The 15,879-nt window shown below is 74.2% G+C and carries 13 protein-coding genes; 5 read left to right on the top strand and 8 right to left on the bottom strand.

What is annotated here, in order from left to right; genetic code table 11:
* The first annotated feature begins 107 nt into the window (after nucleotides 1-107).
* The 5 genes from IH44_RS0116400 to IH44_RS0116380 all read left to right on the top strand — a co-directional run bounded on the left by IH44_RS0116400 (nucleotide 108) and on the right by IH44_RS0116380 (nucleotide 5,217).
* Nucleotides 108-1,337 carry an ROK family transcriptional regulator gene (locus IH44_RS0116400; protein ID WP_030460305.1) on the top strand — a complete coding sequence of 410 codons (1,230 nt, stop codon included), beginning with the start codon at nucleotides 108-110 and terminating at the stop codon, nucleotides 1,335-1,337.
* Nucleotides 1,338-1,485: 148 nt separating this feature from the next.
* A complete protein-coding gene (locus IH44_RS0116395; protein WP_030460304.1) occupies nucleotides 1,486-1,788 on the top strand; it encodes a hypothetical protein in 303 nt (100 codons plus the stop codon).
* Between the two features lie 165 nt (nucleotides 1,789-1,953).
* Entirely contained in the window at nucleotides 1,954-2,154 is a 201-nt protein-coding gene (locus IH44_RS0116390) for a hypothetical protein (protein WP_030460303.1), read from the top strand.
* A gap of 60 nt (nucleotides 2,155-2,214) precedes the next feature.
* The gene (locus IH44_RS0116385; protein WP_030460302.1) at nucleotides 2,215-4,071 is read left to right on the top strand and encodes an AfsR/SARP family transcriptional regulator; all 1,857 of its coding nucleotides are present in this window, start codon (nucleotides 2,215-2,217) and stop codon (nucleotides 4,069-4,071) included.
* A gap of 150 nt (nucleotides 4,072-4,221) precedes the next feature.
* Nucleotides 4,222-5,217 (top strand): helix-turn-helix transcriptional regulator, encoded by a 996-nt coding sequence (locus IH44_RS0116380; RefSeq protein ID WP_030460301.1) that lies wholly within the window; start codon nucleotides 4,222-4,224, stop codon nucleotides 5,215-5,217.
* Nucleotides 5,218-5,242: 25 nt separating this feature from the next.
* Here the strand turns inward: IH44_RS0116380 and IH44_RS0116375 are convergent, their stop codons facing one another.
* From IH44_RS0116375 to IH44_RS0116340, 8 genes are all read right to left on the bottom strand, one after another.
* On the bottom strand, nucleotides 5,243-7,009 hold the full coding sequence (locus IH44_RS0116375; protein WP_051816965.1) for a DHA2 family efflux MFS transporter permease subunit: 1,767 nt from the start codon (nucleotides 7,007-7,009) through the stop codon (nucleotides 5,243-5,245).
* 43 nt (nucleotides 7,010-7,052) lie between these two features.
* Nucleotides 7,053-8,228 carry a hypothetical protein gene (locus tag IH44_RS0116370; RefSeq protein ID WP_030460299.1) on the bottom strand — a complete coding sequence of 392 codons (1,176 nt, stop codon included), beginning with the start codon at nucleotides 8,226-8,228 and terminating at the stop codon, nucleotides 7,053-7,055.
* The gene (locus IH44_RS0116365) at nucleotides 8,225-8,860 is read right to left on the bottom strand and encodes a hypothetical protein (protein ID WP_198545000.1); all 636 of its coding nucleotides are present in this window, start codon (nucleotides 8,858-8,860) and stop codon (nucleotides 8,225-8,227) included. Before IH44_RS0116365 ends, IH44_RS0116370 begins: the two co-directional genes overlap by 4 nt.
* A 707-nt stretch (nucleotides 8,861-9,567) precedes the next feature.
* Nucleotides 9,568-11,892, bottom strand: a complete 2,325-nt coding sequence (locus tag IH44_RS0116360) for a beta-ketoacyl-[acyl-carrier-protein] synthase family protein (protein ID WP_030460297.1) — start codon at nucleotides 11,890-11,892, stop codon at nucleotides 9,568-9,570.
* Complete coding sequence (locus IH44_RS49115; RefSeq protein WP_030460296.1) at nucleotides 11,892-12,920, bottom strand: aminomethyltransferase family protein; 1,029 nt, start codon at nucleotides 12,918-12,920, stop codon at nucleotides 11,892-11,894. The genes IH44_RS0116360 and IH44_RS49115 overlap by 1 nt, the downstream gene beginning before the upstream one ends.
* Nucleotides 12,921-12,955: 35 nt before the next feature.
* Nucleotides 12,956-14,980 carry a GNAT family N-acetyltransferase gene (locus IH44_RS0116350; RefSeq protein WP_030460295.1) on the bottom strand — a complete coding sequence of 675 codons (2,025 nt, stop codon included), beginning with the start codon at nucleotides 14,978-14,980 and terminating at the stop codon, nucleotides 12,956-12,958.
* 44 nt (nucleotides 14,981-15,024) lie between these two features.
* The gene (fabZ, locus tag IH44_RS0116345; protein ID WP_232794961.1) at nucleotides 15,025-15,570 is read right to left on the bottom strand and encodes a 3-hydroxyacyl-ACP dehydratase FabZ; all 546 of its coding nucleotides are present in this window, start codon (nucleotides 15,568-15,570) and stop codon (nucleotides 15,025-15,027) included.
* Between the two features lie 2 nt (nucleotides 15,571-15,572).
* Entirely contained in the window at nucleotides 15,573-15,863 is a 291-nt protein-coding gene (locus tag IH44_RS0116340) for an acyl carrier protein (RefSeq protein ID WP_030460294.1), read from the bottom strand.
* Nucleotides 15,864-15,879: the final 16 nt, after the last annotated feature.

The raw sequence follows: 15,879 nt of genomic DNA, 5'->3' as shown, positions 1-15,879 counted from the left end.
TGAAGCAGCAGCACGGAGCGCTTACTTCACGCCGAGATTTAACGTCTGAGAAAAGTAGACGTCAAGAGGCGCGACCGCGTAGATTCTGCAACGAAGAAGGGACACCGATGACACCCCGAGGCAAGCAGACCGTCCGCGACCTGCGCCGGAGCAGCCGCTCCACGCTCCTGCGGCACCTGTACTTCCACGGTCCGCTGAGCCGCCAGGAGCTGGGCACCGCGACCGGACTGAGCGCCGGATCGGTCAGCAACGTGACGGGCGAGTTGCTCGCCGACGGCCTGATCGAGGAGTGCGGGTCGGTCGAGTCCGACGGCGGCCGCCCGCGCATCCTGCTCCGGGTCACCCCCGGCCAGGCCCACCTGGTCGGCATCGACATCGGCGAGACCCAGGTCCGGGTCACCCTGTTCGACCTCGCGCTCACCGAACTCGCCTCCGCCGACCAGCCGCTGCTCGCCGCGCACGACCCCGAGCGGGTGGTCCGGATGATCGCCGGCGGCCTCGACCAGGTGCTCGCCGCGGCCGGCGTCCCGGCCGAGAGCGTGCTCGGCATCGGCATCGGCGTCCCCGGCATCGTCGAGCAGGGCACCGGCCCCGACCCCGGCGCCGGCATCGTCGTGCACGGCCAGACCTTCGACTGGGACGCCGTCCCGTTCGGCCGGATGCTGCGCGAGCACACCGCGCTGCCGCTGTACGTCGACAACGGCGCCAAGACCCTCGGCCAGGCCGAGATGTGGTTCGGCGCCGGCCGCGGCAGCCGGCACGCCGTGGTCGCCCTGTTCGGCTCCGGCGTCGGCGCCTGCGTGATCGCCGACGGCGTCCGCTTCCGCGGCGCCACCAGCTCGGCCGGCGAGTGGGGCCACACCAAGGTGCACGTCGGCGGCCGCCGCTGCCGGTGCGGCTCGCGCGGCTGCCTGGAGGCGTACGTCGGCGCCGAGGCTCTGGTCGAGCGCTGGGACGGCACCGTGCCCGGCACCAGCGAGAAGGCCGGCCTGGCGGCCCTGCTGCGGGCCGCCGAGGACGGGCAGCCCGCCGCCGTCGAACTGCTGGACGAGGCCGCGGAGTTGCTCGGCGCGTCGATCGCCGACCTGGTCAACCTGTTCAACCCCGAGCGGATCGTCATCGGCGGCTGGGCCGGCCTGCTGCTCGGCCCCCGGCTGCTGCCCGCGATCGGCGAGGCCGCCACCCGCTACGCCCTCTCCTACCCCCGCTCCCGCACCACCATCACCCTCTCCGACCTCGGCCCGGACGCGGTGACGCTCGGCGCGGCCACCCTGCCGCTGACGCATTTCCTGGACAGCGGCGGCGAAATGCCCGACCACCTCGCCGCGGCCGTCTGACCCCCGGGCTCCCCTTTTCCCTCCGGTCCCACTCGTACCGCACATCCCGTCCGCTCGAGAATCGCTCGAGCGGACGCTTTATGCCACGGCATAAAGCGACCAGCCGGAAGTCGTTCGGGTACTTAGAGGCGGGACCGAAGATGGAAGCATGTATCTGGTTCACGCGAGGTTGCGCATGCCGGCCGGCGGTGGAGTGCCCCCCGGCCTGGCCGAGATGATCCACGCCCACGCCCGGGAGGCGGACGCGCTGGAGCACGTCAGCGTCCACGGGGAGGAGTCCGGCGAGGTCACCGTGGGGGTGTTCAGCCTGGCCGCCGGACTGGCCGAGGCCGAGGAGCGGGCCGCCGACCTGCTGGTGCGGGCCGTCGACCTGGAGCCGCAGCTGGCCGGCTCCGCCGTGCTGTCGGTGGGCGCGGCCCTGGTTCCGGGCCCCTGGTGGGACTTCGACTGAGGCCGGTGTGGACGGCTTAGGTCAGTGCATGTTCCGTCCAGCCGACCCCTGTTCCCTCCCGCTCCCGGGAGGCGCACAGTAGAGATGTCGGCGGGAGCGAGAGCCCCGGCCAGGAGCCCCGGGAAAGAATCCCGGGAAAGCCCACCAATTTCCGAGGAGAATTCCGTGCTGGTCACCCGTGTCTCCAAGTTCGCCGCTTCCGTGGTCGTCACCGTCGCCGCCCTGACCGTTTCGGCCGGCGCCGTGGAATTCTCCGGAAACGTCGCGGACGGCGCAGGGACCGTCCAGGTCGACCCGACCCCGACCGCCACCGCCACCCCGCACCCGGGCGTCTCCCCGCAGGGCGACGTCACCTGGGGCGGCTGAGCCGGCCGGGCACGGCAGCGCACGACCACAGACCGATCGCATTCACGGGGGTGAAGGACGATGGAATTCCTGGTGCTGGGCGCCCTGGAGGCCCGCGAGAGCGGTGTCCCCGTGGACGTCCGGGGCATGCGGCAGCAGAGACTCCTGGCGCTGCTGCTGCTGAACGTCGGCCGGGTGGTGCCGATGGACTTCCTGGTGGACGAGCTCTGGGAGGACCCGCCGACCTCGGCCCGCCCCCAGGTGCACAACGCCATCCGGGACCTGAGACGGGTGCTCGCCGCGGGCGAGCACCGGCTGGTGACGGCCGACGTCGGCTACCGGCTGGCCGCCCCGGAGGACGCGGTGGACGCCAACCGGTTCGCCCGCAAGGTCCGGGAGGCCCGGACCGCCGAACGGGACGGACGGTTCGCCGAGGCGATCCGGCTGCTGCAGTCCGCCGTCGACCTGTGGCGCGGCGAGGCCTTCGCGGGCATCCACTGCCCGGCGGTGACCAGCGCCGCGGTGAAGCTGAACGAGCAGCGGATCGCCGCCGTCGAGGACCTGATGGCGCTGCGCCTGAAGGTCGGTGAAACCTCCTCCCTGGTGGGCGAGTTGACCGCACTGCTGGCCGAGTACCCGCTGCGCGACTCGCTGCGCCGCAGCCTGATGACCGCGCTGTGCCGCAGCGGCCGGCAGGCCGACGCGCTGGCCGTCTACGACGAGGGACGGCGCTTCCTGGCCACCGAACTGGGCCTGGAGCCCAGCCCCGGGCTGCGCGCCCTGCACGCCGAGATCCTGGCCGACGGGCCCGGCGTGCACGGCGCCGCCGCCGCCCCGTCCGAGCCGCCCGCGCCGCGCCCCGCCCGGGTGCAGGAACCGCCGGGCCGGCCCAACTGCCTGCCGCACGACCTGGCCGACTTCACCGGCCGGACCGCCGAGTCCGCCCTGCTGCTGGAGGCGGTCGGCCGGCGGGCCCCGGGCGCCCCGCTGATGCTGGCGGTCGACGGGATGGGCGGCGTCGGCAAGACCACCCTGGCGGTGCGGATCGCCCACCAGCTGACCGGGCAGTTCCCGGACGGCCAGTTCTTCGCCGCGCTGGACGGCTTCGACGAGTCCCGGCCCCCGGTGCCGCCGATCCAGGCGCTGGCCGCGCTGCTGCGCGCCGACGGCCTGCGGCCCGAGGAGGTCCCGGCCTCGCTGGAGGAGCGCAGCGCGCTGTGGCGGGCCCGACTGGCCGGCCGGCGCTGCCTGCTGGTGCTGGACGACGCCGCGGACAGCGCCCAGGTCCGCCCGCTGCTGCCGGGCGCCGGGGAGACCCTGGTGCTGGTGACCGGACGGCGCAAGCTCAGCGCCCTGGACGGGGCGGTGGCGCTGCCGCTGGACGTGCTGCCGCCGTCCGACGCGATCGAACTGCTGGCCCGGGTGGCCGGTCGGGCCAGGGTGGCCCGGGAGCCCGCCCGGGCCGCCGAGGCCGTCGCGCTCTGCGGGCACCTGCCGCTGGCGGTGCGGATCGCCGCGACCCGGCTGCGCGACCGCCCGGCCTGGACGGTCGCCGACCTGGTGGCGCGGCTGGCCGACCCGGCCCGGCGGGCCCGCTGCCTGCGCACCGCGGACCGGGACCTGATGGTGCTGCTGCGCGCCTCCTACCAGTACCTGGACCGGGCGCAGCAGCGCTTCTCCCGGCTGATGAGCCGGCAGGCCGCGGGCAGCTTCGACCTCCAGCGGGCGGCGGCGCTGACCGGCCTGAGCCCGGACGAGGCCGAAGGTTTCCTGGACGTCCTGCTCGAACACAACCTGCTGCGGCAGGATCCGTCCGCGCTCTTCTCCTTCCACAGCCTGCTCCGTGACTGTGCGTCGGCGCTTCCCGAGCCCCCGGCGGAGCCGCTTGTCGAGGTCACCGAGCTGGTCGGGCAGCTGCTGATGTCGGCTGCCGTCTGACCGTCCGTCAGGAGGTGTACGGTCGGTGAACTCCCGTGCGTTGGCCGGACATCTTTCCGGAACATGACGGTCAGTGCGTGGTTGCCCCGCATCAGTAAGCTCTGAGTCCGAGCAAACGTTACTGGCGCTGATCGAGACGGGGATCGATTCATGCTGGACGCACTGGGACTCGACACCGAGGCCGAATCCATCTACCGCCGGATGCTGGCCGAGCCGCAGTCCGGAGTCGCCGCACTGGCCCGGTCACTGGGCCTCACCGAGGAGAGAGTCCGCCACGGGCTCGACCGGTTGAGCGAACTGGCCCTGGTGCAGCCGTCCGCCCGGGAGGGCATCGGGTTCCGGGCGGTCGGCCCGGAGACCGCGATGGAGGTGCTGCTGGCCCGCCAGCAGGCCGAACTCGCCGCCCAGCAACTGCGGGTGGAAGCCTCCCGGGCCGCCGCCGCACAGCTGATCGCGGAGTGCTCGGCGCTGCGGCCCACCGCGACCGACGCCGCCTCCGAGCAGCTCAGCGGACCGGAGGCGATCCGCGAGCGGCTGGCCGAACTGGCCGGCTCGGTCCGCCAGGAGGTGGCCACCTTCGCCCCCGGCGGCGCGCACTCCGAGGAGGACCTGCGGGCCAGCCGGCAGCCGAACGCGGCCCTGCTGGAGCGCGGGGTGCAGATGCGCACCGTCTACCTGGACAGCGTCCGCAACCACCGGCCCACCCTGGACCACGTGACCTGGCTGAACCTGCACGGCGGCCAGGTCCGGACGGTCCCCGAACTCCCCATCCGCATGATCATCTTCGACCGGCAGCAGGCCGTGCTGCCGATCGACACCGAGGACGCCCGGGCCGGCGCCGTGGTGCTGCGCGGCGCCGGCACGGTGGCCGCGCTGTACGCCCTGTTCCAGGGCGTCTGGGACAACGCGATCCCGGTCGGCGACCTCCCCAAGTGCGACGCCGACGAGATGCCCCCGCAGGAGCTCGCCGTCCTCAAGATGCTCGCCCAGGGCCACACCGACGAGGCGATCGCCAAGCGGCTGGGCGTCTCCCCGCGCACCGCCCGCCGGTTCGCCGCCAACCTGATGGAACGGCTCGACGCCCGCAGCCGCTTCGAGGCCGGGGTGCACGCCGTCCAGGACGGCTGGCTCCCCGCCACGCGCTGACCGCGGGCGCCGCGCTGACGCACCGTCAGTTCGCCGCCTGCTGCTGGCGCTTCTCCCGGCGGTCCGCCAGGAGCAGCGCCAGCGCGGGCAGCAGGGTCACCCCGTAGACCCCCAGCAGCCAGCCGAAGGAGTGCGCGAACGCCGCCGGCACCATGCCGCGGTGCGCCTTCGCCGAGTCGGTCAGCACCACCGTGACCACCGCGATGGCCAGCGCGCCGCCGATCCGCTGGGTCAGGTTGAGCTGCGAGGAGGCGTCCGGGATGGACTCCTGCCGGATCGACTGGAACGCCCGGGTCATCGTCGGCACGATGGTCAGACCGGTGCCCAGGCCGCGCACCACCAGGCTGGCGCAGATCAGCGGGTACGCGGTGGTGCCGGTCAGGCCGGTCATCGGCACCGTCGCCAGCATGGTCAGGCCGATGCCGATCAGCACCGTCGCCCCGCCGCCGATCTTCCGCAGCAGCACCCGGGACAGCCAGGCCGCCGTCACCACGCCCAGGCCGCCGACCGACATCAGCAGACCGGTGTTCACCGCCGACTCGCCGCGCGCCGACTCGAAGTACAGCGGGATCAGCATCATCGGCGAGTACAGCACGAAGCCCAGGCAGAAGATGTTCACCACCGCGGTCGCGTACACCGGGATCTTGAACAGCCGCAGGTCCAGCAGCGGCGCCTTCGCCCGCAGTTCGCGCACCACGAAGACCACCGTGCCCAGCACCGCCAGGCCCACCGGCACCAGCAGCGCCGCGGCCGCCCGCGCCCCGTGCTCGGCGTACTCGTGGATCGCCAGCACCGTGGAGACCGTCGCCGTCGCCGAGGACACCAGACCCAGCACGTCCAGCGGCCGGGCACTGCCGGCCGGCGGCGCGTCCTTGCGCACCCAGCGCAGCGCGGCCGCCAGCAGCACCGCGCAGAACGGGATGTTCACCACGTACACCGCCGACCAGCCGCCCCAGCCCACCAGCAGGCCGCCGATGGTCGGGCCCAGCAGCGGGCCGATCAGCATCACCGAACCGTTCAGCGCCTGCACCCGGCCCAGGTGCTCGCGCGGCACCCCGCGGGTCAGCAGGATCGTCGACACCGGCGTCAGCACACCGGCCGCCGCGCCCGAGATGCCGCGCGCCGCGATCAGCTGGTCCAGCGACTGCGCGGCCGCGCAGCCCAGCGAACCCAGCGCGAACAGCGTCACCGCGGCGACGAACACCCGCTTCGTCCCGAACCGGGTGGCCAGCCAGCCGGTCGCCGGCATCACGGCCGCCAGTGCCAGCAGGTAGGCCGTCACCACCCACTGCACCTGGTTGATGCCGCCGAACCGGGCCGTGGTCTCCTGCATCGAGACGTTGACGATGGTGGTGTCCAGCAGCGCGATGAAACCGCCGGCCATGGCGATCACCATGGTGAACAGCGCGGCCTTCGACGGCGCCTCGGCGGGGGGCGCCGACTGCTCGGGGGCGGGAGCGGGAGCGGGAGCAGGGGCGGTGGCCTCGGCCGGGGTGGCCGCGGGCTGCTCCTCGACCGCGACGGCGGCCTTCGGGTCGGGCTGCGCAACCGGCTTCGGAGTCGCTTGCGGGGACGGGGACTTGGCGCTCTGGGCCTTGGGCTTGGCCGTGGTCTTGGCTGCGGCGGGCTTGGCCGTGGTCTTGGCTGCGGCGGGCTTGGCCGTGGTCTTGGCGGCCGTGGTCTTGGTGGCGGTGGGCTTGGCGGCGGTGGCGGGCTTGCGGGCCGGGGCCGGCTTGCGGCGGGCCTTGCCCTTGGCCGCGTTCACCGTGGTGCGGGCGGGTGTGGTGGGCATCTTCGCGGGTCCTTCATCAGCGGGGAGAGGAGGATGGGCCGGGTCAGTCGACCGCGAGCAGGGCGCGCTCGACCTCGTCCAGCACGGCTTCGGCGGCCGGTCGGGCGTCCGGGCGGTTGCGGCAGGACAGGGTGAGCTCGGTGCGGTCGTCGATCTGACAGGTGCTCAGGAACATTTCGGCGTACGGGACGAGCATCGGCAGGGTGTAGTACCCGGTGGGGCGGAAGTGCGCGGTGCGGTACAGCTCGGTGTCGATCCGGCCGTGGTCGGTGAGGATCGCGGTGCACGGGAAGCGGCTGCCGTCCAGCTCCTGGGCCTCGCGCAGCGAGTTGGCGAACGGGTTGTTGCGCAGGAAGTCCCGTTCCAGGGAGGCGACTTCGCGCTTGCGGAGCATGGCGGCGAGCAGCTGGCTGTGCAGCCGGTTCCAGCGGTCCTCGCGGTGCAGGTCGAGCACCAGCTGGGAGGTCAGGTTGGCGGTGGAGCGCACCTCGCGGTCGTGCCGGCGCAGGTCCACCGGGATGATCAGCCGCCCGGTGTCGGTGGCCAGCAGCCGGGAGACGGCCGCGCCGACCCGGGCGGTCACCGCGGACGGGGTCGCGGCGACCGAGCGGCGCAGCCACAGCGCGGTGCCGTCGGCCTCGCCCTGCCCGAGGATCGCCGGGAAGCCGGCCACCCGGGCCGGGACGGGCGCCGCCGGGACGGGGGCGGCGGCGGCCCGGAAGTGCGTGTCGTCGACGGTGGAGTCGGCGCCGACCGGCTGCTCGCCGCGCAGCGCCCGGAACAGGTCCTCGATCCAGTGCCGCAGCCCGCGGCCGTCCGTGACGATGTGGCTGGCCCGCACCACCAGCCGGGTCACCGGCCCCTCGGACAGGCCGAGTTCGCAGACCGGGCCGGCCACCACGTCCAGGTCGCGGTGGAAGAACGGGTGCGTGAACCCGGCGTCGGCGGGCAGCACGGTGACCGGCGGGAGGGCGGCGTCGTCGGCCCGCCAGTTCGGGCCCTTGCGGCGCACCGCGAGACCGGGGTTGGCGGCGGTGGACTCCCGTACCGCGTCGGCGAGTTCGGCCGCGTCGAGCCGGCCGGTGCCCTCGATCACCATTTGGATCAGCTGCGGGGTGCCGGTGGCGTTGGCGTTCAGGTAGCCGCGCTCGATCTGGGAGATCCGCCGGGCGTAGGACCTCCCCGGCGCGGCGGCAGTGGCAGTGGCGGTGGCGGTCATGCGGCGGGCTCCAGGGTCGGGGTGGCGGTGCGGACGGGCTGGGCGGCGGGGTCCGGCTGCCACCACCAGCGGACCCGGGCGGGGGCGTCGGTGGCCAGGGCCAGTTGCAGGCCGTCGCCGAGGTCGGCGGAGCGGACCAGGTAGCCGACGTTGGTGGGGCGCCAGCCCGGCCGCCAGTCCGGCAGCCGGACCCCGGCGAAGGTCTCCTTGCGGATGTGCGACGCCTTGATCAGCGCCTCGCACTCGGCGAAGTCCCGCATGGTGGCGGGCTCGCCGTCCGGCCGGCCGAGCAGCGCGCCCAGCCACTGCATGGCGAACGGCCGGTCCCGGTGGTCCTGCAGGTCCACCCCGACGGTCTGCCCGGACACCAGCGCCACCGTCGAGTACGCGGCGCAGTGCGCGACCGAGGCGGTCAGGCCCAACTCCGGTACGCTCCACCGCCGGTGCTCGTCCCGGGCCAGCTCGCGGGGCGACAGCCGGACCCCGTGCAGGTCGGCCACCGCCTGGGCGATCAGCCACCGGCCGGCGTCGTTCAGCCGGTGGCCCATCCGGTCCCGGGGCAGCCGCGGATGGTGGGTGACCAGGCAGTCCACGATCGCCTCCAGCACTCCCGCCGGGGTCCGCTCCGCCACGACGGCCGGAGCGGCCGCGGGAGTGGAAGCGGTGGGGGCACCGGGGGCGGCGAGGAGGGCCGGACCCGGCCGCCCCCCGCCCACCAGCCGGGCGGTGGCCCGGCGCGCGGTGAGACAGGCCCCGGCCAACCGGCGGCCGACGCCACCGGCCCCGGGACCACCGGCGACAGAGCCGTCCCCCGCCGACGGCCCTCCCGCCGGGGGCAGGGCCGCGGGCACCGGAGCGGGCTGCTGCTCCGACCGGGCCCCCGGCCGGCCGGCCGGACCGCCGTCGGCAGACCCGGCCGACTCGACCGACCCGGCCCACTCGGCCGTCGACGACTGTTCTGACGGAGCGGGTCGACCACCCCGCCGAACCCCCGCCGGGGTCCGGAAGGCAGCTTCGCCCGCCGGGGCCGACTGTCGTTCCGGCCGAGCGGCCGCCGGGCTTCCACCGGCCCGGCCAACCGCCAACGGGCTCTCACCCGGAGCGAGTTGGCTGCCCGGCCGGGCCACCGCCGAGTTGCTCGCCGACGACCGTCCCGCCGGGTCTCCACCGGCCGTCCCGGCCGTCCCGTCCGCCGGTGGCCGTCCGGCCCGGGCGGGTCGGCCGTCCGGCTGCGGGTCCGCCGGGTGGCGGGTGGCGGCGTGGAGGGCCGGGCCGAGGTGGAGGGACCAGCTGGCGGTGAGGGCGGAGGTGGGGGGCGGGGGTGTCCGTCGGGGGGTCATCAGGCCCTCGCGTCGAACACCGCGGCGGCGTAGGAGCCGCCGTAGGCGAAGCTGGAGAGCAGGAGGCGTCCGGCGGGGGCGTCGCCCGCGAGGGCGGCGACCAGGCCGAGGGCGCCGGCGGAGCCGTAGGTCTCGCCGAGTTGGGCCTTGGGGGTGCGGGTGGGGCGTTCGGCGAGGCCGGCCAGGTCGAGGGCGCGGCGCTGGGCGAGGTCGACCAGGCGGTAGCCGGAGGCGGCGGAGACCACGGTGTCGATCTGCTCGGGGGTGCTGTCGGCTTCGGCGAGGGCGGCGCGCAGGGCGCGGGCCCAGGCTTCGCCGTCGCGGCCGATCCGGCCGATGCCGGCCGCCTCGCCGGAGGCCCCGAAGCCGCGGACGTCCGCCAGGACGTTCGCGCCGCGGGCGGCGGCGGAGGCCTCGGATTCGAGCAGGATCGCGGCGGCGCCCTCGGAGAGGACGGTGCCGGTGCCGCCGCCGGGGACGACGTGCGGGGTCTTCGCGTAGCCGGGCAGCCGGGCCTGGGTGGCGAGGGCCTGGGCGGGGAACTCGTCGGCGACCACGACCATGATCCGGTCGGCCATGCCGCGGGCGATGACCCGGGCGGCGAGCTGCAGGGCGAGGACCGAGGAGGTGCCGCCGTTGGCGATGGTGGCGGTGTAGCCGCGGTAGCGGTGCAGCATCGCGACGTGGCCGGCGGCGGCGTTGACGACGGTGTTGGCGAACATCGCCGGGTTGGCGCCGGTGATGCCCTGTTCCAGCACGCCCTGGTGGAAGTTGAGGACGGAGGTGACGGGGCCGTAGCCGGTGGCGAAGACGATGCCGGTGCCCTCGGCCTCGGCCCGGGAGGGCTTGCCGTGGCGGTCGTACAGGTCGCCGACGGCGCCGGCGGCGAGCACGCCGAGCGGGTCCATCCGGCGGGCCTTGCTGGGGTTGAGCCGCTTGGTGACGGCCTTGACGTCGATCCGGCCGATCGGGCGCTCGCCGATCCCGGCGACCTCTTCGAGGGTGTCGAAGCCGATCCGGCCCTCGGCGAGGGCGGCGGTCAGTTCGGCGGTGGAGCCGGCCGAGCCGGCCAGGCCGGCCACGCCGGTGACCACGACGTGGTGCACGGGCTGGGTGTGCCGGGCCGAACGGGCGGGCCGGCCGGGCTTGTTGAGGACGACGGTGGCGTTGTTGCCGCCGAACGCGAAGGAGTTGGAGGCGACCACCTCGAGCGGCGCGGGCCGCCCGTTGTCGGGGACGATGTCCAGGCCGAACGGGGAGGCGGTGCCGCGGGTGTTGACGGTCGGCGGGATGACGCCCCGGTCGATGGCCATGGTGGAGACGATCGCCTCGACCGCGCCGGCCGCGCCCAGGGTGTGGCCGAGCATCGACTTGGTGGAGCTGGCGGGCGGCAGTTCGGTGCCGAACAGCAGCTTCACGGCCTTGGGCTCGGACACGTCGTTGGCGGGGGTGCCGGTGCCGTGCAGGTTGACGTAGTCGACGTCCTGCGGTTCGAGGCCGGCGGTCCGGAGGGCCTGGGCCATCGCGGCGGCCGCGCCCTTGCCGCTCGGGTCGGGGGCGGTCTGGTGGTAGCCGTCGCAGGAGAGGCCGTAGCCGCCGAGTTCGGCGAGCGGGGCGGCGCCGCGGGCGGCGGCCCGTTCGACCGACTCCAGGACCATGAAGCCCGCGCCCTCGCCGAGGGTGAGCCCGGTGGAGGCGGACATCGGCGCGCACGGCTCGGGGTCGAGCGCGCCGAGGGCGGAGAAGCCGTACGCGGAGAGTTCGGCCAGCGGGTCGACGCCGCCGCAGATGACGTGGTCGACCTCGCCCTTCCAGAGCAGTTCGGCGGCGTAGCCGAGGGCCACGGCGCTGGCCGCGCAGGCGTTGGAGAGCACGATCCGCGGGCCGCGCAGGTCGAACTCGGCGGCGATGTAGTCGCCGACGCACGGGAGTTGGGAGGCGGCGGCGGCCGGGGCGTCCAGCTCGCCGTCCTTGACCAGGCCGCGGTGGACGTTCTCCAGGGTCGGCATCGCGCCGAGGCTGGAGCCGACCACCACGGCGACCCGGTCGCGGTCCACGGTGTCCAGGTCGAGGCCGGAGGTGCGCAGGGCCTCGCGGATCGCGGTGGCGGCCAGCGCGTAGCAGCGGTCGAGGTCGGCGGGCTGCTCGGCGGTGACCATGCCGGCCCAGTCGGTGAGCAGCTCGGTGGTGTCGAACAGGGTGTTGGTCTTGATGCCGGAGACGCCCTGGGAGATGGCGGCCCAGCTCTTCTCGACGTCGTCGCCGGCGCCGGTGATCAGGCCGAGCCCGGTGAGGGCGATGCGTTCGGTGGTGGTGTCGGTCATCAGTGGATCCGGGTGGTGAGGGAGCGGGCGATGACGCGGGGCTGGGTGACGGTGCGCAGCGGGGTCTCGGCGGCGTCGCCGGCGGCGAGCTCCAGGCCGGGGACCCAGAACGGGGCGTCCAGCAGGGCGACGACCAGTTCCTCCTCGGCGTTGGCGGAGGGGGCCTGCCAGACGACGGTGCCGACCTGCTGCCCGCCCGCGGTGACCGGGGTGCCGGCCGGGACGACGGCGCCGGCCGGGGCGGCCAGGGCGGTGGTCTTGGCGGTCTCGGAGGTGGGCTTGACCAGTTCCTCGGAGCCCTGGAACTCGCCGATCCGGTTCCAGTCGACCATCCAGGCCAGGTCGGCCTCGTGCACCGGCAGCCCGCCGAAGCCGGCCGCGTAGACGGACATCCCGGCCTCGGCCTGGACCCGGGCGAGGCCCTGCTCGCCGACCTCGGCGCCGTCCTCGGCGGTGACCGCGTCGAGGACCGCGGCGTGGGCGGCCTCGGGGGCGTTGGAGAGCAGCAGGTAGCCGTACTCGCCGGTGGTGCCGACCCGGGCGAGGTGGGCCAGCGCGGCGGGCTCGCCGGGGACGGCGGACTCGGTGACGCCGTGCAGGGTCAGGCCGGAGATGTCGAACTCGACGAACTTGGCGGCGGCGGCCCAGGCGTGCGGGCCCTCGAAGGCGCTGGCGCCCCAGCCCTCGGGGGCGACCTCGACGGTGGCGTCGGCGGGGGCGTCGACGGCCTCCAGGTAGGCGGTGAGCTGCTCAGCGGTGACGGGGGTGCGGGGCAGCAGCCAGGAGTCGTCGCCGATCTCGAAGTGCAGCAGGACGGCGAACGGGGTGCCGTCGGTGTTCAGCGCCAGGGCCTCGCGGACGGTGTCCGGCTCGACGTACTCGCTGGACTTGGCCAGGAACAGGTCGAGGAACTCGTAGCGGTCGCCGCCGGAGACGCGGACCAGCGGGGCGGTGATCCGGTAGGCGCCGATGGCGGTGCGGACGGTGGTGTAGTCGTCCTGCGCGGTGCGGGCGGGGGCGGTGGTCATGGTCGTTCGGTGTCCTTTCGAGGGGTGACTGTGTGTCAGATCGCGGGTGCGGGGTGGACGGACAGCTGCCAGGCGGCTTCGGTGCCGGTCGCGGCGCAGCCGATCAGCAGTCCGGAGGTGGTGGTGCGCAGGACGATCTCCTGGCTGCCGGGGCCGCCCGCGGGGGCGACGTGCAGCCAGTGGCCGCTGCTGAGCCGGACTGCGGCGGCGGCGGCCCAGACCTGCCGGAAGCCGGCGCTGTCCAGCTCGCGGCGGGTGCCGGCGGAGTCGAGCACCACGGCGGTGTCGGCCGGGGTGTCGGGGGTGAGCCACAGGACGGTCTCCTCGTCCGCGCCGGGGGCGTGGACGTCGATCCGGACCGGCCGGGCGCACTGCTCGGGGGCGGTGACCTCCCAGCTGATCCGCTCCTGCGGGGCGGCCAGGCCGAGCGGGTGCTTCTGCTCCCAGGCGGGTTCGGTCGGGACGCCCCAGCCGAGGCCGGTGGCGAGGCTGTGCCGGTGGTGCTCGCGGGTGACCCACGCTCCGGCGCTCCAGCGCGGGTTGCAGCCGAAGGGCCGGGTGCGGGGGGCGGGGCTGCGCAGCACCTTGGTGCCGTCCTCGGTCCAGCCGGTGATCCCGCCGGCCGCCGCCTTGACGGTCAACTTGCGCTGTCCGTCGAGGAGTCGGGCGTCCGCGACCGGTCGGGTCGCGACGGGGCGGGGGCCGGTGGCGAGCTCGGTGCGCAGGCGGGCGGTGCCGTCGGCGTCGGGCTCCAGGTGGCGTTCGACCAGGGTGGTGGTGATCAGCCGGACGGGGTGGCCGGCCGGGAGTTCCACCCGGTTGGTGCCGTCGGTCCAGGCGAGGGCGCTGCCGGCCGGGGCGGTGCGGGCGGCCGCGACCACCTCGGAGGTGTCGCGGACGCCGAGGCCGGTGCCGATCGGGTGCTGTTCGGCGGTGCCGTCGGGGCCGGTCAGGGTGAAGTCGCCCTGGCGCAGTCCGACGGTCTGGAAGATCCGGCCGGGCCGGGTGGTGTAGCTGAACTCCTGGTGCAGCACCCCCTGGTGCAGGGTGAGGGTGCCGGTGACCAGGTTGCCGCCGGTGCGCTCGGAGACCCGCACGCCGTGTTCGACGGGCTCGATCTCCAGCTCCCGGGCCTGGCCCTCGCGCCAGCCGGCCGAGCGGTCGGCCTCGGCGCTGGGCCAGGTGGAGACGAACACCGGCCCGTGGTGGCCCTCGGCGTGCACGGTGAGGGTGCCTTCGGCGGCGTCCAGTTCGGCGGTCAGGCCGCGGTCGCCGAAGCGGTGCGGCTGCCCGTCGCCGGGGGCCTTGACCTGGTAGGGCGGTTCGGCGATCCGCAGCTGCCGGGTGGTGTCGTCGGGGCCGGTGAGGGCCGCGTCGAGCATCAGGCCGCGGTCCACGTCGATGGTGGCGGTGAGCTTGAAGGCGCCGAGGGCCAGAGCGTAGGCGACGGTCCGGATCCCGTCCACCATCCGTACGTCGGAACGGAGTTCGCCGTCCCGGCCGTCGGTGACGTTGCCGAAGCTGCTGAGCTTGCCGAGCTCCGCCACGGCCTCGGGGCCGAGGTCGTGGAAGACGCTGCGCAGGATCAGCGGGATGTAGTTGTGCAGTTCGACGTTGCCGTCCTCGCCGGGGACGGTCTCGCCGACCGAGACGCAGCCGACCCGCCGGTAGAGCTTGAAGGCGACGGTGTTGGCCGGGTTGACGGTGAGGCGCAGCACCAGGCAGCCGCAGCGCATCATCCATTCGACGGCCTCGGTGAACAGCCGTCCGGTGATGACGCCGTTGCGGTAGGCCGGGGCGACGAAGAACATGTCGGCGATCAGTTCGCCGGCCCGGGCGGAGCGCCGTCCGGTGCTGTGGAACAGCCCGAAGGTGCCCACCACGCGGCCGTCCTCGGTCGCGATCAGGAAGGTCGCGGTGTCGCGTTCGGCGAGTTCGCGCTCCAGTTCGGCGCCGGTGATTCCGCCCGCCACCGGGTTGGGGTTGTCGCGGTGCCGGTTGTACAGCTCGGCGATGTCATGCGCGTCGCCCTCCTGGTAGGGGCGGATCGTGATGGACATGGCACACCTCCTTGTCTGTGCTGGTCCGCTGGGGTGACGCCGGGTCAGCCCTTGCGTTCGGTGGTGACGATCAGCGAGCCGGCGGCGGCGAGTTCGGTGCCGACCGAGGCCCGGACCGAGACCGAGCGCAGGCCGCCGAGCTTCTGGCCGAGCTTGGCCTCCAGGGTGAGCTGGTCGCCGGGGACGACCAGCCGGGAGAACTTCATCGAGCTGATCGAGCCGAGGTAGCCGACGCTGGCCGACGGGTCGGCGGGCTCCTCCCCGGCGGCGGGGGCCGGGGCCTCCAGCAGTTCGGCGACGTAGACCACGGCGACCAGCTGGGCCATCGCCTCGACGATCATCACGCCGGGCATGATCGAGTGGTCGGGGTAGTGGCCGGCGAAGAACGGCTCGTTCACCGAGACGCTCTTGACGCCGCGTCCGGAGACGCCGGGGACCACGTCGTAGGCGCGGTCGATCATCAGCATCGGCCAGCGGTGCGGGAGCATCCGCTTGATGTCGTCGGAGGAGTAGGCGAAGGTCTTCGGCTTCTCCCGGCCGGCCGCCTTGGCGGCGGCCGCGGCCCTGGCGGGGGCGGGGGCGGTGGTCACGGTCAGACCTCGCGGGCTTCGATGAAGTCGACCAGGGCGTTGATGGAGCCGAAGGCCTCGAAGTCGTCGTCGCTGATCAGCACGTCGTACTCGTTGTTGATCATGACGACGATCTCCAGGGTGTCCAGCGAGTCCATCTCCAGGCCGCGGCCGAACAGCGGCTGGTTGTCGGAGACGACCTCGGCCTCGGCGTCCAGGCCCAGGCGCTCGATGATCATCGACTTGATCTTCAGGTTCTTCTCCAGGCGCTGCTCGGCCTGGGTCCGGACGTCCTCGAAGGTGGCGGTGGACATGGTGGGGCTTCCTCTC

It is taken from the genome of Kitasatospora sp. NRRL B-11411, from assembly GCF_000721345.1.
GTDB lineage: Bacteria > Actinomycetota > Actinomycetes > Streptomycetales > Streptomycetaceae > Kitasatospora > Kitasatospora cineracea.
This window is presented reverse-complemented; position numbering and strand designations above follow the sequence as displayed.

Excerpts from the sequence above, each read along its gene's own strand:
- IH44_RS49115 (WP_030460296.1), bottom strand. The coding sequence starts at position 12,920 with ATGACCACCGCCCCCGCCCGCACCGCGCAGGACGACTACACCACCGTC.
- IH44_RS0116400 (WP_030460305.1), top strand. The coding sequence starts at position 108 with ATGACACCCCGAGGCAAGCAGACCGTCCGCGACCTGCGCCGGAGCAGC.
- IH44_RS0116385 (WP_030460302.1), top strand. The coding sequence starts at position 2,215 with ATGGAATTCCTGGTGCTGGGCGCCCTGGAGGCCCGCGAGAGCGGTGTC.
- IH44_RS0116370 (WP_030460299.1), bottom strand. The coding sequence starts at position 8,228 with ATGACCGCCACCGCCACTGCCACTGCCGCCGCGCCGGGGAGGTCCTAC.
- IH44_RS0116350 (WP_030460295.1), bottom strand. The coding sequence starts at position 14,980 with ATGTCCATCACGATCCGCCCCTACCAGGAGGGCGACGCGCATGACATC.
- IH44_RS0116340 (WP_030460294.1), bottom strand. The coding sequence starts at position 15,863 with ATGTCCACCGCCACCTTCGAGGACGTCCGGACCCAGGCCGAGCAGCGC.
- IH44_RS0116380 (WP_030460301.1), top strand. The coding sequence starts at position 4,222 with ATGCTGGACGCACTGGGACTCGACACCGAGGCCGAATCCATCTACCGC.
- IH44_RS0116395 (WP_030460304.1), top strand. The coding sequence starts at position 1,486 with ATGTATCTGGTTCACGCGAGGTTGCGCATGCCGGCCGGCGGTGGAGTG.
- IH44_RS0116375 (WP_051816965.1), bottom strand. The coding sequence starts at position 7,009 with ATGCCCACCACACCCGCCCGCACCACGGTGAACGCGGCCAAGGGCAAG.
- IH44_RS0116360 (WP_030460297.1), bottom strand. The coding sequence starts at position 11,892 with ATGACCGACACCACCACCGAACGCATCGCCCTCACCGGGCTCGGCCTG.